The sequence below is a fragment of the Massilia sp. IC2-476 genome (assembly GCF_020707295.1).
In the GTDB taxonomy this organism is placed as follows: Bacteria; Pseudomonadota; Gammaproteobacteria; order Burkholderiales; family Burkholderiaceae_D; genus Telluria.
The window spans coordinates 20,733-38,017 of sequence record NZ_JAJFER010000015.1 but is presented as its reverse complement, the minus strand read 5'-3'; the positions used below and the strand labels follow the sequence as shown (position 1 = coordinate 38,017).

Below are 17,285 nucleotides of genomic sequence, written 5' to 3'. Positions count from 1 at the left end.
ACTACATCCACTATTACAATAACGACCGCATCAAGCTCAAATTAAAAGGCCTGAGCCCCGTTCAGTACAGGACTCAGGCCTTGGCCGCTTAGCAAACTAACCGTCCAACTTTACGGGGTCAGTTCATCAATGCGCCGTTTTTTGTTAAAGAACGCCTAGCAAAGCCTATAGTTACATACTAAAAACCATTTTGCATGCTGAACCGGCGTCCGCTATTGGCCAAGAGCGGACCGGACCTAGGCACGAGGATTCGTTAACTGGTCTGGAGAGCGCGCACAGTATTGTCGCCCCTGCGCACGGAAGCCGAAATGCTTATCTCTTCTCTTAGTCATAAGAATTTACTAGTAAAGAGGCAACAAACTGCATGATACTGATGGGCATGAACTGATTTCATAAACCCGCCTGCACACACTCATGCCAAAGAACGTCAACTCAGCTTCCCGACTAGTTAGCCTAATCAAGTCGATTCCTACTCACCCCGACAACACCCAAACAGTGGAAGTGTGGGCTTTATTGTTTCAAGTGCAAGAACGATCGCCGCAAAGACGAGGTTTTGTGGTCTCTGAGCGTTTGGGTGCCACGTACCGAGAGCTAGACATAGTCCGATTACAGATGGAGGCCAAAGATTATAGTGAAGAGCTGTATGCACCCGCTATATCCCGGCTCGAGGCAGCGTTCTCTACTATGAATCTTTACAATCAATGGCCTCACGCACGTCAGCACTTAACGGCCGAGACAATGGTTGCGCTGGCATTCTGCGCGGAAATAATCGACAACGAAGAAGATCTGATCGGTACCGAGGAGTTAACAGAAATTGCAAACAAGGTTCAGGAGCTGGAGGAATGCCTAGAAGGCACTACCCTTCCTCCGAGACTTAAATCCCTCATGCTGCATCACATTGATCTCATTCGAAAGGCACTTGCTGAGTACCCGATAGCCGGGGCAAGGGCGCTTCGTCAAGCTGCTCGCACAGCACTCGGAGAAATTGTAGAGGTTCGCGAGGAGATTAGCGCCCACCCAAATTCTCGAGAAATAGCAAATTTAGGTGCTGTTTGGAAGCGAGTTAACTCTGCTGCCGACTTAGCGCTGAAAGCAGACAAAATTGCCCAGGTGGGTCAGAAAGCATGGAACTTAGTCGAAGGCTTTCTTCCCGGGTAAAGCTTGTAGCTAGTAGAAGCACAGCCATACGTATGCACTTACTTACTTAAGATCGCATCAGGGAGCCGACACGCAGTAAGTGTTATAAAAGGCGCAACAAAACCCGTTAGTTGCTCTGATGGCGATAGTCACGCGCACTGGGCTTTACCGTGCGTCCGCGATCGCAGAGGCGCCCTATAAACGAAAGTTGATAAACGATGTTAGAAAAATTAATTTCAATAAAAAATATTGGGAAACTAGCTAGGTTGAACTTGAGGCGAGGAGACTGGGATGGAGTGTTTTCTAGGAGTAACATAATATATGCTCCAAATGGGACAGGAAAGACTACCTTGTCGATGATCTTTCAGGACATGAAAGATGGCGGTGAATTGATTAAAAAAAAGAAAACCTTCGCGAGCGCTCAATCGGAAGATGAGAGTCAGTCTGTACTAATAAGAGCTAACGGTATAATTATTGAGTATAAAAATGATGCCTGGGCGCAGAAAGTCGAAAATTTAGAGGTTTTCAACGTCCATTTCGTCGAGGATAATTTATTTACCGGTGCTGGTCAAATTCAAAAAAATCAACGAAACCTATTTATTTTTCTGTCCGGTGAAGAAGGAAGTAAGAAAAAAGCTGAAATCGATGAGCTAAGAAAAAAAGTATTAGAACTTGATCAGCAGAGCCGCTGGATAAAGAATAAGGCTCGGAAGCAGATCATAAAAAAGCCGGAGCGAGAAGAGCGCTTAGCGGCTATCCGTGTATTGCGCGAGCCTTATGCCGCTGCATTAGCCGAAAAAAATAAAGAGATGGGGCTTTACTCAAAAGAAATCTTCGATGAATTTGTTTCCAGGACCAATGAAAACCTCGAAAAGTTCTCCGGGACGATGCGTCTGGAAAAGATTTCGAAGGAATTGGATCAGCGGACAACGTTCTATCTTCAGTTTGGCGACAATAGAGTGACATTCGATGCTAAGCCTGAAGGTCATGAGTTTAGATACACTCTTTCTGAAGGCGATAAAAGCACATTGGCGTTGGCTCTGTTCTTGGCCAAACTTTCGTTTTCAAAAAAACCTGAGGAGTTGATCGTTGTATTTGATGATCCGCTCACCAGTCTTGATTCAGGAAGGCGCTTTTTAACAATTAAAGAGCTAACGAAACTTTCAGAACGAATTGGGCAGCTAATTGTTTTGACTCATGATTCAGGTTTTGCAGCTGAGCTCGAGAGAAATATTTCGGTACCAAACCTTTCTCTGGAATTGGCCTTCAAGAATAGGGAAAGCTATTTCTTAAAGCGGAATCATGAAGAGCAAAACCTAACCGGACTATTCCGTGACATAAAGACATTGACAACATTCTTGAAAGAAGGCGCATCCAGCGAGGCAGAGCGTCGTGAAATAGTCCGATGCATTCGACCAACACTAGAAGGTATTATTCGAGTTAAATATTTCGATTTATTAAGTGACTCACAGTGGCTAGGAGATTTTATTAAATTGGTCCGCTCTAGCACTGAGGGAGATGACCTTTATAGGCTTAGAGCCTCCCTGATCTTCGACGCGCTCTGTGATATAAATGATTTTTCTAAGGGACACCATCATTCGTCGCCGACAGAACGGGATGCCGAAATTGATGAGCACGAGCTAACTGTAATGGTAACTAAAACTCTAAAATTGATAAAAAGACTGTAGACTTCGGTTTCGGAAACTTCAACAAGCTGGACAACCTGTTTCTCGTGTTAACCCAACCACCGGTACAAAGCTGGTGGCTGCGCAACACGCGGCGCATGTTGGACGACAAGACTATGATCGTGGGGCACATCGGTGTGTATTTGGATGGCGATCACCGGGATGCCCTGAATGATCTCTGGGCGGAAGAGGGAGGCAGTAGCGATCTCGTGCTGCAGGTTCACGTATCAAAGCTTGGTAATCAACCTCCTGTGACCGTCTACATGGTCTACGTTCCCTGCCACAGGTGATCGAGCGAGGCAGAAGCTGCACTCAAGCTCGGTGGCAGCATGACGTGCTGCCTTATCTACTCCTTTGAGCGTCCTTGTGTCAGCGCCACTGTGGTGGCGGCTTGTAATCCGGGAACATTTCCTTGAACAGGAAAGTCATGAGCTGGTCGGTATCCTCCTGCCGCGCGCTCAGCTTGACGATCCGCCCCAGCCGGTGCGAATCCCACTCGAAGTCGCCCTTCTTCTCCCGGCGGATCAGCTCGATCATCTTCTTGACCACCGCGATCTCGATATCGGGCTCGCTGCCCTGCTCCACCGTCACCTGCGTCAGCCAGCGGCGCTGGAAGTTCGGGTTCCAGCCGCGGAACTTCAGGTCCATGCTGTGGAAGGTCTTGTTCGACACCGAGAACACACCGCCGCTCTCGTTGCGGTCTTCGCGGCCGCGGCCGTTGATGGCGGCGATGTTAGCCAGCGCGTTGCGCGTGCCCTTGGCCGCTTCGCTTTCCTCGGATGGCTGCTCGCTGCCGGTGGCGGCGCCGCGCTGGCGGCGGCGCGCTGCAATGAAGTCCTGCATGTCGACCGGCTTGGATTCGTCGAACTTCTGCGTCGGTTTGGTTTCCTTGACCGGCTGCTCTGGCGGGGTCGTGATCGTGTCCGGCAGGCGCGCGATCTCGATGCGTTCCTGCTGCGGGACCGTGATGGAGGGCAGCGGGATCGGTTTCGGCGCCATCTCGCGCGGCGCCTCCGATGGCTTCTGTTGCATCGGTGCGACGTAGACTACCTGCCCGTCGTCGCCCGAGGCCGGCTTGGCCTGTTGCGCGTCCTTGTCGGGAGAAAACAGCCAGATCGCAACCAGCAAGACGTGCAGCAGGACCGTGCCGACCAGCGCCGGCCGGTTCGGCCCCTGGCGGCCGTACGCGGGCATGCTGCTGCGCCCCTGCACCGGCAGGGGCTGGCCGCAGTGCGCGCACACATCGCTGTGCTCGTCGTAGGTGTGGGAATGGTCACGCAAGGTCAAACAGGTTCCTGGATCGGCGTCTATCAATACTGCACGAGAGCCGCAGTCTAACCGTTTTGCGGCGCTGGCGCACTTTGGCTGGACTTAAAGGCAACAAAGATTACCTTTACAGCGCCTTGAGGGATGTTACGAGATATTTCAGGCAGGCGGGATTTGCTACCGCCCGCCTGCAGCCTCAGTGTGCCGGCTGTGTCGGCTGCTCCTCCAGCTTGGCCAGCTGCTTGTCGGTCATCGGGCCGGTGCCGCTGTACTTGTCCAGGTAGAGGTAGATCACCGGGGTGATGTACAGCGTGATCACCTGCGAGAAGATCAGGCCGCCCACCACGGCCAGGCCCAGCGGCTGGCGCAGTTCGGCGCCGGCGCCGATGCCCAGCGCGATCGGCAGCGCGCCCATCATCGCCGCCAGCGTCGTCATCAGGATCGGGCGGAAGCGCAGGATGCAGGCCTCGCGGATCGCTTCCTGGGGCTTCATGCCCTGGTTGCGCTGGGCGTCGAGGGCGAAGTCGATCATCATGATCGCGTTCTTCTTGACGATACCGATCAGCATCAGGATGCCGATCATGGCAATCAGGGTCAGGTCCATGTCGAACAGCCACAGCGTCAGCAAGGCGCCCACCGCCGCGGACGGCAGGCCGGCCAGGATGGTCAGCGGGTGGATGTAGCTCTCGTACAGCACGCCCAGCAGCACGTAGATCACGCCGATGGCGGCGATGATCAGGATCAGCTGGCTCGACTGGGTGTCCTTGAACACCGCGGCGTCGCCGCCGTAGTTGGTGATGATCGAGGCCGGCAGCTTCATGTCGCGGCCCATCTGCTCGATGGCGGCGGTGGCGTCGCCCAGCGGCACGTTCGGCGCCAGGTTGAAGGACAGCGTGATCGCCTGTAGCTGGCCCTGGTGGTTGACTGCCAGCGGGCCGACCGTGCGGCGCACGGCGGCGAAGCTGGACAGCTTGACCAGGTCGCCGTTCTTGGAACGCACCGACACGCGCGACAGCGCTTCGTCGTAGTAGCGGTCGCTCGGGGCCGCTTCCAGGATCACGTAATAGCTGGCCGCGGTCGAATAGATGGTCGAGACCTGGCGCTCGCCGAAGGAGGCGTACAGCACGGTGCGGATGTCGGCCATCTCCACGCCCAGCAGCGCGGCCTTGTCGCGGTCGATGTCGATGGTGGCCTGCAGCGCCTTGTTCTGCGAGTCGCTGGTGACGTCGCGGAAGCGCTGGTCCTGGCGCATGCGCTCGAGGAACTGGTCGGCCCAGCCGCCGATCTCGCCGCCGGACACGCTCTGCAGCGTGTACTGGTAGCGGCTCTTCGACTGGCGGCCGCCCAGCTGCAGGTTCTGTACCGGCGACAGGAAGACCTGCACGCCCGCCACCGCACGGGTGGCCTTGCGCAGCTCGTCGACCACCTGCGGCATGGCGGGGCGCTCGCTGCGCGGTTTCAGGACCAGGAACATGCGGCCGGTGTTGCCGCCGCCGCTGAACGAGGTGACGTCCTTCACGTGGGGATTGGCGCGCACGATGTCCACCACCTGCGCCTGCAGTTGCATCAGCTTGAACGAGGACGTGTCTTCGGAGGCCTCGACCATCACGCGCAGCTGGCCGATGTCTTCCTCCGGGAAGAAGCCCTTTGGCATGGTCGAGTACAGCACGCCGGTCAGCACCACGGTGCCGACCGCCATCATCAGCACCAGGAAGCGGTGGCGTAGCGCCATGTCCAGGGTGCGGGCATAGCCGTCGCGCACGTTGGTGAACATGGCTTCGAAGCGGCGGCCGACCCAGGACATTTCCTTCGGGTCGACGTGGCCGCCATGCTTGATCAGGCGCGAGCACATCATCGGCACCAGGGTCAGCGACACGATGGCGGACACCAGCACCGCCAGACCCACGATCACGGCGAATTCGCGGAACAGCAGGCCGATCACGCCCGGCATGAAGAAGATCGGGATGAACACGGCCACCAGCGAAATCGAGATCGAGATGATGGTGAAGCCCATCTCGCGCGAACCGACCAGGGCGGCCTGCATCGGCTTCTTGCCCATCTCCATGTGGCGCACGATGTTTTCCAGCACCACGATGGCGTCGTCGACCACCAGGCCCACCGCTAGCGTGATGCCGAGCAGCGAGATGTTGTCGAGGCTGTAGCCGAAGGCGTACAGCAGCGAGAGCGCGCCCAGCAGCGAGATCGGCACGGTGACGGCCGGGATCAGGGTCGCGGTCAGGCGGTGCAGGAACAGGAAGATCACCAGGATCACCAGGACGACAGTGCCGGCCAGGGTCAGGTTGACGTCGTGGATTGCCTCGCGGATCGAGTCCGAACGGTCATTGACCAGGTGGATCTTGATCGACTGCGGCAGCTGGGTCTCGAAACGCGGCATCAGCGCGCGCACGGCGTCGACCACCTGCACGGTGTTGGCGTTCGGCTGGCGCTGCACCATCAGCACGATCGAGCGCTCGCCGTTCAGGCTACCGGTGGCCTTGACCGACTGGTAACTGTCCTCGACTTCGGCGATGTCGCGCAGGCGCACCGGCAGGCCGTCGCGGGTGGCGACGATCAGGCCGGCGAAGTCCTGGGCGCGCATCAGCTGGCCGCCGCCCTGGATGGTCAGGCTCTGGCTCGGGCCGTCCAGGATGCCGAGTGGGGTGATCGAGTTGGCCGAACGCAGCGCGGTGGCCAGCTCGGACATCGAAATATTGCGTGCGGCCATCAGGTCGTGTTTCGCACGCACCCGCACCGCAAAGCGCTTGCCGCCGTTGACCGTCACCTGGGCAATGCCGGGCAGGGTCGAGATTGCCGGCGAGACCAGGTTTTCCGCGTAATCGTTCAGCTCCGACAAGTCCATCGACGGCGAGGTCATGTGCATGAACAGGATCGGGGAGTCGGCCGGATTGATCTTGCGGTAGGACGGCAGGTCGGTCATTTCCTGCGGCAGCTGGCGCTGGACCTGCAGCAGCGCGGCCTGCACGTCCACGGCCGCTTCGTTGACGTCGATCGATTCATCGAACTCGAGCGTCAGCGAGGTGTTGCCCTGGGTGTTGGTCGAGCTGATGGTCTTGATGCCGGCGATGGTCGCGAACTGTTTTTCCAGCGGCAGCGCGACCGACGAGGCCATGTTCTCGGGGCTGGCGCCCGCGAGGTTGGCATTGACGTTGATGACCGGCGTGTTATAGCTCGGCAGCGCCGCGACCGGGATGTGCATGTAGGCGAGCACGCCGACCAGGATCATGGCCAGCGATAGCAGCACCACCATCACGGGACGGCGGATACACAGTTCCGACAGGTTCATGCCTTGTCACCCTTCTTACCCTGCATCGCTGCGCTCGATGCTGCCGGGTCTTGGGGTTTGGCACCAGCCAAGCGGACTTTGCCGCCCGGACGCAGGTTCTGCTTGCCTTCGGTAATGACCTTCTCGGTCCCTTGCAGGCCGGTCACGGCAGCATACTCGCCAAAGCCGTGCAGGCGCGCCACCTTGACCTGTTTTGCCTCGTTGCCCTCGCCCACCACGTACACGAAGGTGCCATTGGTCGCGGTAATGATCGCGTTCTGCGGAATCACGACGGCGTCGCGGATGGTTTGCACGGTGACGCTGGTGTTCACGTACTGGCCCGGCCACAGCATGCTCTGCGGATTGGCGAACTGGGCCTTGACGCGGATGGTGCCGGCGGCCGGGTCGACCGCGTTGTCCACGAACTTCAGTTCGCCCATGACCGGCTTGGCATCAAGGCCGGTGCCGGCGCTTGCCTGCACCCCGACCTTACCCGCGCGCTGGGCCGCCAGCAGGGCGCCGAGGCTCGACTCCGGCAGGTTGAAGGAGACGTCGATCGGGTCGAGCTGGGTGATGGTCGTCAAGGACGTGGTTGGCTGCACCAGCGCGCCCGGGTGGATGTCGATGGCGCCGACGCGGCCCGACATCGGGGCGCGGATCGTGGTGTAGCTGGCGCTCACCTGGCTGGCGCGGGCGGCCGCGGCATTGCTCTGGACCAGCGCGCGCGCCGCCTCGACCTGGCTCTTCAGGGAGTCGACTGCGCTCTGGGACAGGAAGCCCTGGGCCGACAGTTCCTGGCTGCGCTTGTACTGGCGCTCGAGGTCGGCTAGGGTGGCGCGGTTCTGGGCCACCTGCGCTTCGGCGCGGGCGACGTTGGCGCGGTCGGCGCGGTCGTCCAGCGAGAACATGACCTGGCCTTCCTTGACGAACTGGCCTTCGCGGATATGCACCTGGCGGATGGTGGCGGTGGTCTGCGGGTGCAGGTCGACGGTGCGCACCGGGGTCACGGTGCCGTTCGCGGACAGCTCGACGCCGACGTCCTGGCGTTGCGGCGCCACCACGTTGACCGTGGTCGGCGGCATTCCGCCCTTGCCGCCGGGACCGCCCTTGCCGCCCGGGCCATTGTCGGCGTGCGCGCCATCACCCTTGTTCAGGTACCAGGCGCCGGCCACGGCCAGCGCCACGACACCCACGATGAATCCCGCGTTCTTCTTTTTCATGTTCGTCCCTTGCCGCCAGTACCGGCGGTTCTTTCTCTCGTGTTGTCCGGCCTGGAATGCCGCCCCGCGCAGTATCGGAATACGCGGCGCTTCATTCTCGCACGGCCATGTTTCAGGATTGTGTATTCGCTATCTTGCGCTTTTATTTGTTCGGATAGTACTCCGGCAGCACAAGCGTCACTTCCAGGCCGCCTTCCGGGTGGTTGGCCAGTGCGATGCTGCCGCCATGCTGTTCGGCGATGTTGCGGGCGATGGTCAGGCCCAGGCCGGTGCCGCCCGATTCGCGCGAGCGCGAGGTTTCGACGCGGTAGAACGGATCGAATACCCGCCCCAGCTCGCCCACCGGGATGCCGGGGCCGTTGTCGCGGATGCGCACGCGCGCCGCGCCGTTGATGCGGTCGACGCAGACCCGCGCTTCGCGGCCGTACTTGACCGCGTTGTCGATCAGGTTGCCGAGGCAGCGGCGCAGGTCGAGCGGCCGTCCCAGCAGCGCCATGCCGGCGTGGCCCTTGAGCGCCACCTGCTGGCCGGCGTCGACGGCGTCGGCGCACACGGCTTCCAGCAGCGAGTCGAGGTCCAGCATCTGCATGTTCTCGGTGGTGTCCATGCTGCGCGCCAGCACCAGGCCTTCACGCACCATTTCCTGCATGGCCGACAGGTCGCCGATCAGGCGCTCCTGCAGCTCGACGTCCGACACTTTCTCGAGGCGCAGGCGCATGCGGGTGAGCGGCGTCTGCAGGTCGTGCGTGATCGCCGCCAGCATCTGGGTGCGCTGGAAGATGTACTGGCGGATCCGCGCCTGCATCGCGTTGAAGGCGGCGCTGGCCTGGCGGATCTCGCTGGCGCCGTTCAAGGCCAGGGGAGCGCGGTTGATGTCCTGCCCCAGGTCCTGGGCGGCGCGCGCCAGCACCTTCAGCGGGCGGGTGGTCATGCGCGCCACCACGTAGGCCAGCGCGGCGATGCTGAACAGGAACAGGCCGATGGTCATGCGGTAATCGGTCTCGGGCCCGGTGAAGGCCGAGCGCGGCGGCAGCACCGACAGGCGCATCTCTTCGCCGTCGCGCAGGCGCACGTTCAGGGTTTCGCAGGCGCCCTTCCACTGGGTGCGGATCAGGCCGTAGAGCACGGCCTGCTGGTGCGGCATGTCGCACGAGGCCGGGCGGCTGGCGGCCGAATTGATGCCGTAGCCGTCGCCCAGGCGCGCCGCCAGCGAGCGGGCGAACCAGGTCGGGCTGCCGGCCAGCGGCTGGGGCGCGCCGACTTCCAGGCGCAGGCCGGGGCGGTTGGCCACCGACAGGTAGACCGAGCGCGCCGAGGTCGGCACGATCTCGGTCGCCATCACCAGTTGTTCGGCGCGTTCCAGCAGGTGCTGGTCGCGCTGCTGCTCGATGACGCGCTGGCGTTCCAGGTCGGCGGCCAGCTGGGTCAGTGTTGCCGAGATCAGGATGCCGAGCAGCAGGGTGACGAACACGCGTCCGGTCATCGATCCAAGGAAGGCTTTCACGCAGGCGGCTCCACGGTCACCTGGCCGGCCAGCACGTAGCCGCCGTTACGCACGGTCTTGATAATCTGCGGCATGCGCGCGTCTTCGCCCAGCTTCTGGCGCAGGCGCGAGATCTGGATGTCGATCGAGCGGTCGAACGGATCGGCGTCGCGGCCCTGGGTCAGGTTCAGCAGCTGGTCGCGGTTGAGCACGCGGTTCGGGTGTTCCAGGAACACGCGCAGCAGGCGGAACTCGGCGCCCGACAGCATGATCACTACGCCCTGCGGGTTGACCAGGTGGCGCGCGGTGAGGTCCAGGGTCCAGCCGGAGAAGCGCATCTGCTGCACGTTCTCGGACGGTGCGTTGGAGGGCATGGCGTGCGAGCGGCGCAGCACGCTGCGGATGCGCGCCAGCAGCTCGCGCGGCTCGAAGGGTTTCGGCAGGTAGTCGTCGGCGCCCATCTCGAGGCCGAGGATGCGGTCGAGCGGCTCGTTGCGGGCGGTCAGCATGATGACGGGCAGGCTCGAGGTGGCGCGCAGCTTGCGGCACAGGGTCAGGCCATCGTCGCCCGGCATGTTCAGGTCGAGCACGATCAGGTCGGGCCTAGCATCGTCGAGCGCCTTCCACATGCCGGTGCCGTCGGCCGCCGCGATGGTGCGGTAGCCGTTCGATTCGAGGTAGTCGGCGAGCAGGGTGCGGATGTCGCGGTCGTCGTCGACGATCAAAATCGTAGAGAGATTGTCCATAGCCTCAATTATCCGCATCTGAAGGCGGCATGGACACCGTTTTTGTATCGGCTTGTATATGCCGATAGGCGCGAAACATATTGATACAAAGTATCGGACAGGGGAAATCCCACGGTTACAGTTTGTGGCGATGATGGGAACCGTGCAGCGAGCAGTCCGGATGCAAACCGCACACCAACCTGACTCTCACTAAGGAAAACACAATGAATACCGTCCGCAAAAACATCGTGATCGTCCTGGCCGCTTTCGGCATCGCCGGCGCCTCGCTCGGCGTCCAGGCCCAGACCGGCGCCCCGGCTGAAGGCCGCCATGGCTACGCCGTGAGCAAGGAGCAGCGCGAAGCCAAGCGCGCCGAGTTCCGCAACATGACGCCGGAACAGCGCCAGGCGAAAATGGCCGAGTTCCGCGCCAAGCGCCTGGAACAGCGCGCCGCACGCCAGGCCAAGCTGGCCGAAACGCTGAAGCTGACCCCGGCCCAGCAGCCGGTGTGGCAGGCTTTCGTAGCCAGCTCGGCGCCGCTGCAAAAGGGTGAGCGCGCCGGCCAGCGCCTGAGCAAGGAACAGCGCGCCGCCCTCACCGCCCCGCAGCGCATGGAGCGCCGCATCGCCCTGCAGAAGGCACGCACCGCCCGCATGGAAGCCCGCCTGTCGGCCCTGAACAGCCTGTATGCGGCTCTCACGCCGGAACAGCGCAAGATCTTCGACGAGCAGGCCCAGCACCGCCGCGGCGGCCGCCACCATGGTGGCCATGGTCAGATGATGCGCGGCTGATCTACGGCTGCCTGAACGCGTGGGCAAGAAACTTGCCCACCCTACCGTAGGGTGCTCGGCTTCGCCGAGCGCGCGTTCAACTCACGGCAGCTTTGCCAGTGAGTTCAAAAACTTCTTCGGGTCCTGGTACCCAATCACACGGCTGTCTTCGATCTCTTTGCCGTCCGGTCCGAACAGGATGATTCCCGGCGGGCCAAACAAGGTAAATCGTTTCAGCATCGCCTTGTCCTCGAGATCGTTGGCGGTGACGTCCACCTGCAACAGGATGGTATTGGCGAGCTTCGCCTGCACCGCCGGGTCGACGAAGGTGAGCTTTTCCATTTCCTTGCAGGACACGCACCAGTCGGCATAGAAGTCGAGCATCACGGTCTTGCCGCCGGCGTTCATCAGTTCGCGGTCCAGGTCCTGCACCGTTTTGATGCGCTTGAAGCTCAAGCCCTGGTGGGCATTGCCGGTGAGATGGGCCAGCGGGGCAAGCGCGTCGCGGCCGCCGGTGGCGGCGCCGACCAGCTGCACCCCGCCCAGCAGGGCAAAAGTCGCCCCGAAGGCCATCGCCAGCCAGTGCCTGTGACGGCGCAGCAGATAGAAGCCATAGCCGAACAGCAGCGCCGCCCAGCCCAGCATCTGCACCACCGGTGGCAGCACCGGCGACACCAGCCACAGGGCCATCGCCAGCATCAGCACGCCGAACAGGCGCTTGACCGATTCCATCCAGGCGCCTGCGCGCGGCAGCAGCGAGCCGGCCGAGACCCCGACCAGCAGCAGCGGGATGCTCATGCCGGCCGCCATCGCGAACAGGGCGGCGCCGCCGATGACGACGTCGCGGGTCTGGCTGATGTAGACCAAGGCGCCAGCCAACGGCGCGGCCACGCAAGGTCCGACGATCAGGGCCGAGATCGCGCCCATGGCGAACACCCCGAGCAGCTTGCCGCCCGACTGGCGGTTTGAAGCATTCGCCAGGCGGGTCTGCAGCGCGGCCGGCAGCTGCAGCTCATAAAAGCCGAACATCGACAGGGCCATCGCCACGATCAGCAGGCCGAATGCGCCCAGCACCCAGGGATTCTGCAGCGCCGCGGCCAGCCCCTCCCCGGCCAGGCCGGCGGCCACGCCGAGAGCGGTGTAGACGATCGCCATGCCCAGCGAATAGGTCGCCGACAGGATGAAGCCGCGCATGCGGCCGGCCTGCCCGCCCTCTCCCACGATGATCGAGGACAGGATCGGCAGCATCGGCAGCACGCAGGGCGTGAAGGCCAGGCCCAGGCCGAGCAGGACGAAGGCCGGGACGATCGCCAGCAGGCGGCCGCCCGCGAGGATGCCGGCGATGCCGGCCATCTCGGAAGGCGGCGCAGCGGCAGCTACCGGCGCGGCCGCGGGGGGCGTCGCCGCCTGCACCGGAGCGGGCGGTGTATCCATCTGTGGCGTGGAGCTCAGCGGCGTCGACATCTGCGGCACATTGGCGCCGATTGGCAGCGCCGGCGCAGTGCTGCCGGTGCCTGCGGACAGTTGGGCGCTGTGCTCCTGCGGCGGATAGCACAGGCCGGCGTCGGCGCAGCCCTGGCTGGTCGCGCTCAGGGTAAACGGTCCGCCGCCCTCCACCGGGATGCGGATCACCAGCTCGCCCTTGTAGGTTTCGACATCCTTTTCGAAGGTGGCGTCGTACTTCACCTTGCCCGGCGGGATCTCCGGCGTGCCGAGCTTCGCCCCCGTGGCGCGGAAGGCGAAGCGCTCGCGGTACATGTAGTAGCCCTCGGCGATCTGGTAGCGCACTTCCACGGTCTGTGGATCGGCCATGCGGGCGTCGAAGCGGAAGGCAATCGCGGGATCGAGGAAGTCGTCGGCGGCGCGGGCGCTGCCCGTGCCCAGCAACAGGTAAAGCGCAAACAGGAGCATGCAGCCCTGCAGGAGCCAGCGCGAAAGACGGTAGAGCATCGAGAGCATGGTGTCAGATGAGTGTTGGTGCCGGCGGAATGGTACACCGGCACGTCCATCCCTGTCTGTGGCAATGCTTAATTACTCGCCGCGAAGTGGACGCGCTGCAGTTCGAGGTAGACGCTGTCCGCAATCCCGGTGTGCGTATGCCAGGTGCCGGCGGCATAGCCGGTGCGCACGAAGCCGTGGCGTTCCAGCATGGCGAGCGAGCGGAGGTTGCGCGGGTCGACGTCGGCGGTGATGCGGTCCACGTCCGGGCGCGAGAATACATGCGGCAGGAAGGCGCGCAGCGCTTCGGAGGCCAGTCCGCGCCCCCAGTAGGCCGGTGCGATGATGTAGCCGATCTCGGGCAGGCGCCAGGTGCCCAGCTTGCCGATGACGCGGCCGGCGTGCTCGATGACGAAGTCGTCGCTCTCCTCCAGCCTGGATGCGACCATGGCGTCGATCCAGGCGACTGTCTCGCCGCGGCAGGCATGCGGCCCCGATGACCAGTAGTCGAGGGCAGCAGGATCGCTTAGCACGCGGTGCATGTCGTCGACATCGTCGCTACGGGCGCGGCGCAGGATCAGGCGTGGGGTCGTCAAGATGGTCATGGGCGGCATCGTACATAGCCGCGCCGGACAGCGGAATCGGCAAAAAGACGGACGAAAAAAAACCAGGCACGGGGCCTGGTTTTTTCAGTCGTCGCGAAAAGCGATTACTCGGCGGTCGGAGCTTCTTCAGCCGAGGTGACTTCCGGACGGTCCAGCAGTTCGACGTAGGCCATCGGCGCATTGTCGCCCACGCGGAAACCCATTTTCAGGATGCGCAGGTAGCCGCCGTTACGGTTGGCGTAACGCGGGCCGAGTTCGGCGAACAGCTTTTGCACCATTTCGCGGTCGCGCAGGCGAGCGAATGCCAGGCGCTTGTTGGCCAGGGTGTCGGTTTTGCCCAGGGTCAGGATCGGTTCGATGACGCGACGCAGTTCCTTGGCTTTCGGCACGGTGGTCTTGATGGCTTCATGACGCAGCAGCGAGACGGTCATGTTGCGCAGCATTGCCAGGCGGTGGGACGAGGTACGGTTCAGTTTACGGAGGCCGTGACGGTGACGCATGGTACTTCCTTTCGAGTGTTTACATTCCAGTTCTTCGATCGTTCATGCTTGCGCATGACCGCGGACCGGTTTTAGTGGTTAAAGACTGCCCGGACAGACATTGTCCGGGCAGGTACAGCAATTACTTCTCCAGACCAGCCGGCGGCCAGTTCTCGAGCTTCATGCCCAGGGTCAGGCCGCGCGAAGCAAGGACTTCCTTGATTTCGTTGAGCGACTTGCGGCCCAGGTTCGGCGTCTTCAGCAGTTCGTTTTCCGAACGCTGGATCAGGTCGCCGATGTAGTAGATGTTTTCGGCCTTCAGGCAGTTTGCCGAGCGGACGGTCAGTTCCAGGTCGTCCACCGGACGCAGCAGGATCGGATCGACCAGCGGAGCACGCGACGGTGCTTCGGCGGCGGCTTCGGTGCCTTCCAGGGCGGCGAACACGTTCAGCTGGTCCACCAGGACGCGGGCCGACTGGCGGATCGCTTCTTCCGGGGTGATGACGCCGTTGGTTTCGATGTTGATGATCAGCTTGTCCAGGTCGGTACGCTGTTCGACACGGGCCGATTCCACGGCGTAGGACACGCGACGGACCGGCGAGAACGAGGCGTCCAGGATGATGCGGCCGATGGTCTTGTTGGTGTCTTCCGACAGGCGGCGCACGTTACCAGGAACGTAGCCGCGGCCCTTCTCGACCTTGATCTGCATGTCCAGCTTGCCGCCGGCGGTCAGGTGAGCGATCACGTGATCCGGGTTGATCAGTTCCACGTCATGCGGCAGGTCGATGTCCGAAGCGAGGACGGCGCCTTCGCCTTCCTTCTTCAGGGTCAGGGTGACGGAGTCACGGTTGTGGACCTTGAACACGACGCCCTTCAGGTTCAGCAGCAGGTCGACGACGTCTTCCTGCACGCCGTCCAGCGACGAGTACTCGTGCACCACACCGGCGATCGTCACTTCGGTCGGCGCGTAGCCAACCATCGACGACAGCAGCACGCGACGCAGCGCGTTGCCCAGGGTGTGACCATAACCACGCTCGAACGGCTCCATCACGACTTTTGCGTGGCCGGCGCCGAGTGCTTCGACATCGATGATACGTGGCTTCAACAGACTGTTTTGCATGAAATGTCCTTTTCAATACCCTCGGCTCGTTACACCGATAAGGCTGATGGCATTAATAAAAGCGCCTGTTCGGGGAACAGGCGGTGATACGAATTTGGATGAACGACGGGAGATAAGATTCTGATCCTGATGCGGCGCCGACCTGTGGTCGCTGCAGCCGCACATCGCCGTCGTTCCGGCGTAGGCCGGAACCCAAGTTTTCCGATATGCCGACAAACTTGGATCCCGGCCTGCGCCGGGACGACTTCGTCGCGGGAGACCGCGACGAAGTCGATTAACGCGAGTACAGTTCGACGATCAGCGCTTCGTTGACGTCAGCAGCGATCTCGTTACGTTCCGGGAACGAACGGAAGGTGCCTTCGAACTTCTTGGCGTCGACCGAGACCCAGCTCGGGAAGCCGACTTGCTCGGCCAGCGACAGGGCTTCAGCGATACGCACTTGCTTCTTGGCCTTTTCGCGGACAGCGATCACGTCGCCGGTCTTGACCTGGTACGAAGCGATGTTCACGACGTTGCCGTTCACGGTGAAGGCCTTGTGGCTCACCAGCTGACGCGCTTCAGCGCGGGTCGAGCCGAAGCCCATGCGGTAAGCGACGTTGTCGAGACGGGCTTCCAGCAGCTTCAGCAGGGTTTCGCCGGTGTTGCCCTTCTTGCGCGATGCTTCGGCGAAGTAGCGGCGGAACTGACGCTCGAGGACGCCGTACATGCGCTTGACCTTCTGCTTTTCACGCAGCTGGTTGCCGTAGTCCGAGGTGCGGGCACCCGACTTGACGCCGTGCTGGCCTGGCTTGATGTCCAGTTTGCACTTCGAATCGAGCGAGCGGCGTGCGCTCTTCAGGAACAGGTCAGTGCCTTCACGGCGCGACAGTTTTGCTTTTGGTCCGATATAACGTGCCACGTTGAATACCTTTATAAATTGATCACGCCCCAGAGGCATCGCAGGCGATGCGGCAGGCGCTAGTCCACTTCTACTTGAGAGCGGACGTGGCTTGAAAAAACGCCCACCGTACGAACGGCGGACGACAAGAGCCGGGCAGTATAACCCATTTTGGGCCTACTGCGCCGGTCAATCTGGTAAAACACAACGGGGCGCAAGGCCCCGTCGTTGGCTTTTCGCGACGCAGAGGAGGGTTTGCACCCTCCCCCACTGCCGGAACGCTGTCGTATTAGATACGACGACGCTTCGGCGGACGGCAGCCGTTGTGCGGAACCGGGGTGACGTCCTGGATCTCGGTGATCTTGATGCCCAGGTTGTTCAGTGCACGCACAGCCGATTCACGGCCCGGGCCTGGGCCCTTGATGCGCACTTCCAGGTTCTTCACGCCCGATTCCTGAGCGACCTTGCCAGCGGCTTCGGCAGCAACCTGCGCTGCGAACGGGGTCGATTTGCGCGAGCCTTTGAAGCCGGCGCCGCCCGAGGTTGCCCACGACAGAGCGTTGCCCTGACGGTCGGTGATCGTGATGATGGTGTTGTTGAAGGACGCGTGGACGTGAGCGATGCCCTCGGCGACGTTCTTCTTGACTTTCTTGCGCACGCGGGCTGCTGCTGCGCTGCTCTGTTGCTTGGCCATGGT

Annotated in this window: 15 protein-coding genes; 4 read left to right on the top strand and 11 right to left on the bottom strand. The window is 61.7% G+C overall.

The window, feature by feature from the left end; all coding sequences use genetic code 11:
* The 3 genes from LK539_RS24090 to LK539_RS24080 all read left to right on the top strand — a co-directional run.
* Positions 1-92 (top strand): IS3 family transposase (locus LK539_RS24090; RefSeq protein ID WP_227803510.1); only part of this gene is annotated, 92 nt, incomplete at its 5' end.
* Between the two features lie 322 nt (positions 93-414).
* Positions 415-1,158 carry a hypothetical protein gene (locus tag LK539_RS24085; RefSeq protein WP_227803589.1) on the top strand — a complete coding sequence of 248 codons (744 nt, stop codon included), beginning with the start codon at positions 415-417 and terminating at the stop codon, positions 1,156-1,158.
* A gap of 197 nt (positions 1,159-1,355) precedes the next feature.
* Positions 1,356-2,825 carry an AAA family ATPase gene (locus tag LK539_RS24080; RefSeq protein ID WP_227803588.1) on the top strand — a complete coding sequence of 490 codons (1,470 nt, stop codon included), beginning with the start codon at positions 1,356-1,358 and terminating at the stop codon, positions 2,823-2,825.
* 366 nt (positions 2,826-3,191) lie between these two features.
* Here the strand turns inward: LK539_RS24080 and LK539_RS24075 are convergent, their stop codons facing one another.
* From LK539_RS24075 to LK539_RS24055, 5 genes are all read right to left on the bottom strand, one after another.
* Positions 3,192-4,103 (bottom strand): hypothetical protein, encoded by a 912-nt coding sequence (locus LK539_RS24075; RefSeq protein WP_227803587.1) that lies wholly within the window; start codon positions 4,101-4,103, stop codon positions 3,192-3,194.
* A gap of 181 nt (positions 4,104-4,284) precedes the next feature.
* Positions 4,285-7,392: an efflux RND transporter permease subunit gene (locus LK539_RS24070; RefSeq protein ID WP_227803586.1), complete on the bottom strand. Its 3,108-nt coding sequence runs from the start codon at positions 7,390-7,392 to the stop codon at positions 4,285-4,287.
* The gene (locus tag LK539_RS24065; RefSeq protein ID WP_227803585.1) at positions 7,389-8,591 is read right to left on the bottom strand and encodes an efflux RND transporter periplasmic adaptor subunit; all 1,203 of its coding nucleotides are present in this window, start codon (positions 8,589-8,591) and stop codon (positions 7,389-7,391) included. The genes LK539_RS24070 and LK539_RS24065 overlap by 4 nt, the downstream gene beginning before the upstream one ends.
* A gap of 142 nt (positions 8,592-8,733) precedes the next feature.
* Positions 8,734-10,095: an ATP-binding protein gene (locus LK539_RS24060; RefSeq protein WP_227803584.1), complete on the bottom strand. Its 1,362-nt coding sequence runs from the start codon at positions 10,093-10,095 to the stop codon at positions 8,734-8,736.
* Positions 10,092-10,820 carry a response regulator gene (locus LK539_RS24055; protein WP_227803583.1) on the bottom strand — a complete coding sequence of 243 codons (729 nt, stop codon included), beginning with the start codon at positions 10,818-10,820 and terminating at the stop codon, positions 10,092-10,094. Before LK539_RS24055 ends, LK539_RS24060 begins: the two co-directional genes overlap by 4 nt.
* Positions 10,821-11,023: 203 nt before the next feature.
* On the opposite strand from LK539_RS24055, the gene LK539_RS24050 reads away from it, so the two are divergent.
* Complete coding sequence (locus LK539_RS24050) at positions 11,024-11,590, top strand: Spy/CpxP family protein refolding chaperone (RefSeq protein WP_227803582.1); 567 nt, start codon at positions 11,024-11,026, stop codon at positions 11,588-11,590.
* A gap of 81 nt (positions 11,591-11,671) precedes the next feature.
* Here LK539_RS24050 and dsbD read toward each other — a convergent pair whose 3' ends face one another.
* The 6 genes from dsbD to rpsK form a co-directional block, all read right to left on the bottom strand.
* On the bottom strand, positions 11,672-13,519 hold the full coding sequence (gene dsbD, locus LK539_RS24045; RefSeq protein WP_227803581.1) for a protein-disulfide reductase DsbD: 1,848 nt from the start codon (positions 13,517-13,519) through the stop codon (positions 11,672-11,674).
* Positions 13,520-13,596: 77 nt separating this feature from the next.
* Positions 13,597-14,112 (bottom strand): GNAT family N-acetyltransferase, encoded by a 516-nt coding sequence (locus LK539_RS24040; protein WP_227803580.1) that lies wholly within the window; start codon positions 14,110-14,112, stop codon positions 13,597-13,599.
* Positions 14,113-14,216: 104 nt separating this feature from the next.
* On the bottom strand, positions 14,217-14,612 hold the full coding sequence (rplQ, locus tag LK539_RS24035; protein WP_005663400.1) for a 50S ribosomal protein L17: 396 nt from the start codon (positions 14,610-14,612) through the stop codon (positions 14,217-14,219).
* 121 nt (positions 14,613-14,733) lie between these two features.
* Complete coding sequence (locus LK539_RS24030) at positions 14,734-15,711, bottom strand: DNA-directed RNA polymerase subunit alpha (RefSeq protein WP_005663401.1); 978 nt, start codon at positions 15,709-15,711, stop codon at positions 14,734-14,736.
* Positions 15,712-15,985: 274 nt separating this feature from the next.
* Positions 15,986-16,609 (bottom strand): 30S ribosomal protein S4, encoded by a 624-nt coding sequence (gene rpsD, locus LK539_RS24025; RefSeq protein WP_159698306.1) that lies wholly within the window; start codon positions 16,607-16,609, stop codon positions 15,986-15,988.
* A gap of 268 nt (positions 16,610-16,877) precedes the next feature.
* Entirely contained in the window at positions 16,878-17,282 is a 405-nt protein-coding gene (rpsK, locus tag LK539_RS24020; RefSeq protein ID WP_005663404.1) for a 30S ribosomal protein S11, read from the bottom strand.
* Positions 17,283-17,285: the final 3 nt, after the last annotated feature.

Excerpts from the sequence above, each read along its gene's own strand:
- LK539_RS24070 (WP_227803586.1), bottom strand. The coding sequence starts at position 7,392 with ATGAACCTGTCGGAACTGTGTATCCGCCGTCCCGTGATGGTGGTGCTG.
- rplQ (WP_005663400.1), bottom strand. The coding sequence starts at position 14,612 with ATGCGTCACCGTCACGGCCTCCGTAAACTGAACCGTACCTCGTCCCAC.
- LK539_RS24080 (WP_227803588.1), top strand. The coding sequence starts at position 1,356 with ATGTTAGAAAAATTAATTTCAATAAAAAATATTGGGAAACTAGCTAGG.
- rpsK (WP_005663404.1), bottom strand. The coding sequence starts at position 17,282 with ATGGCCAAGCAACAGAGCAGCGCAGCAGCAGCCCGCGTGCGCAAGAAA.
- LK539_RS24050 (WP_227803582.1), top strand. The coding sequence starts at position 11,024 with ATGAATACCGTCCGCAAAAACATCGTGATCGTCCTGGCCGCTTTCGGC.
- LK539_RS24085 (WP_227803589.1), top strand. The coding sequence starts at position 415 with ATGCCAAAGAACGTCAACTCAGCTTCCCGACTAGTTAGCCTAATCAAG.
- dsbD (WP_227803581.1), bottom strand. The coding sequence starts at position 13,519 with ATGCTCTACCGTCTTTCGCGCTGGCTCCTGCAGGGCTGCATGCTCCTG.
- LK539_RS24040 (WP_227803580.1), bottom strand. The coding sequence starts at position 14,112 with ATGACCATCTTGACGACCCCACGCCTGATCCTGCGCCGCGCCCGTAGC.
- LK539_RS24065 (WP_227803585.1), bottom strand. The coding sequence starts at position 8,591 with ATGAAAAAGAAGAACGCGGGATTCATCGTGGGTGTCGTGGCGCTGGCC.
- LK539_RS24030 (WP_005663401.1), bottom strand. The coding sequence starts at position 15,711 with ATGCAAAACAGTCTGTTGAAGCCACGTATCATCGATGTCGAAGCACTC.
- LK539_RS24055 (WP_227803583.1), bottom strand. The coding sequence starts at position 10,820 with ATGGACAATCTCTCTACGATTTTGATCGTCGACGACGACCGCGACATC.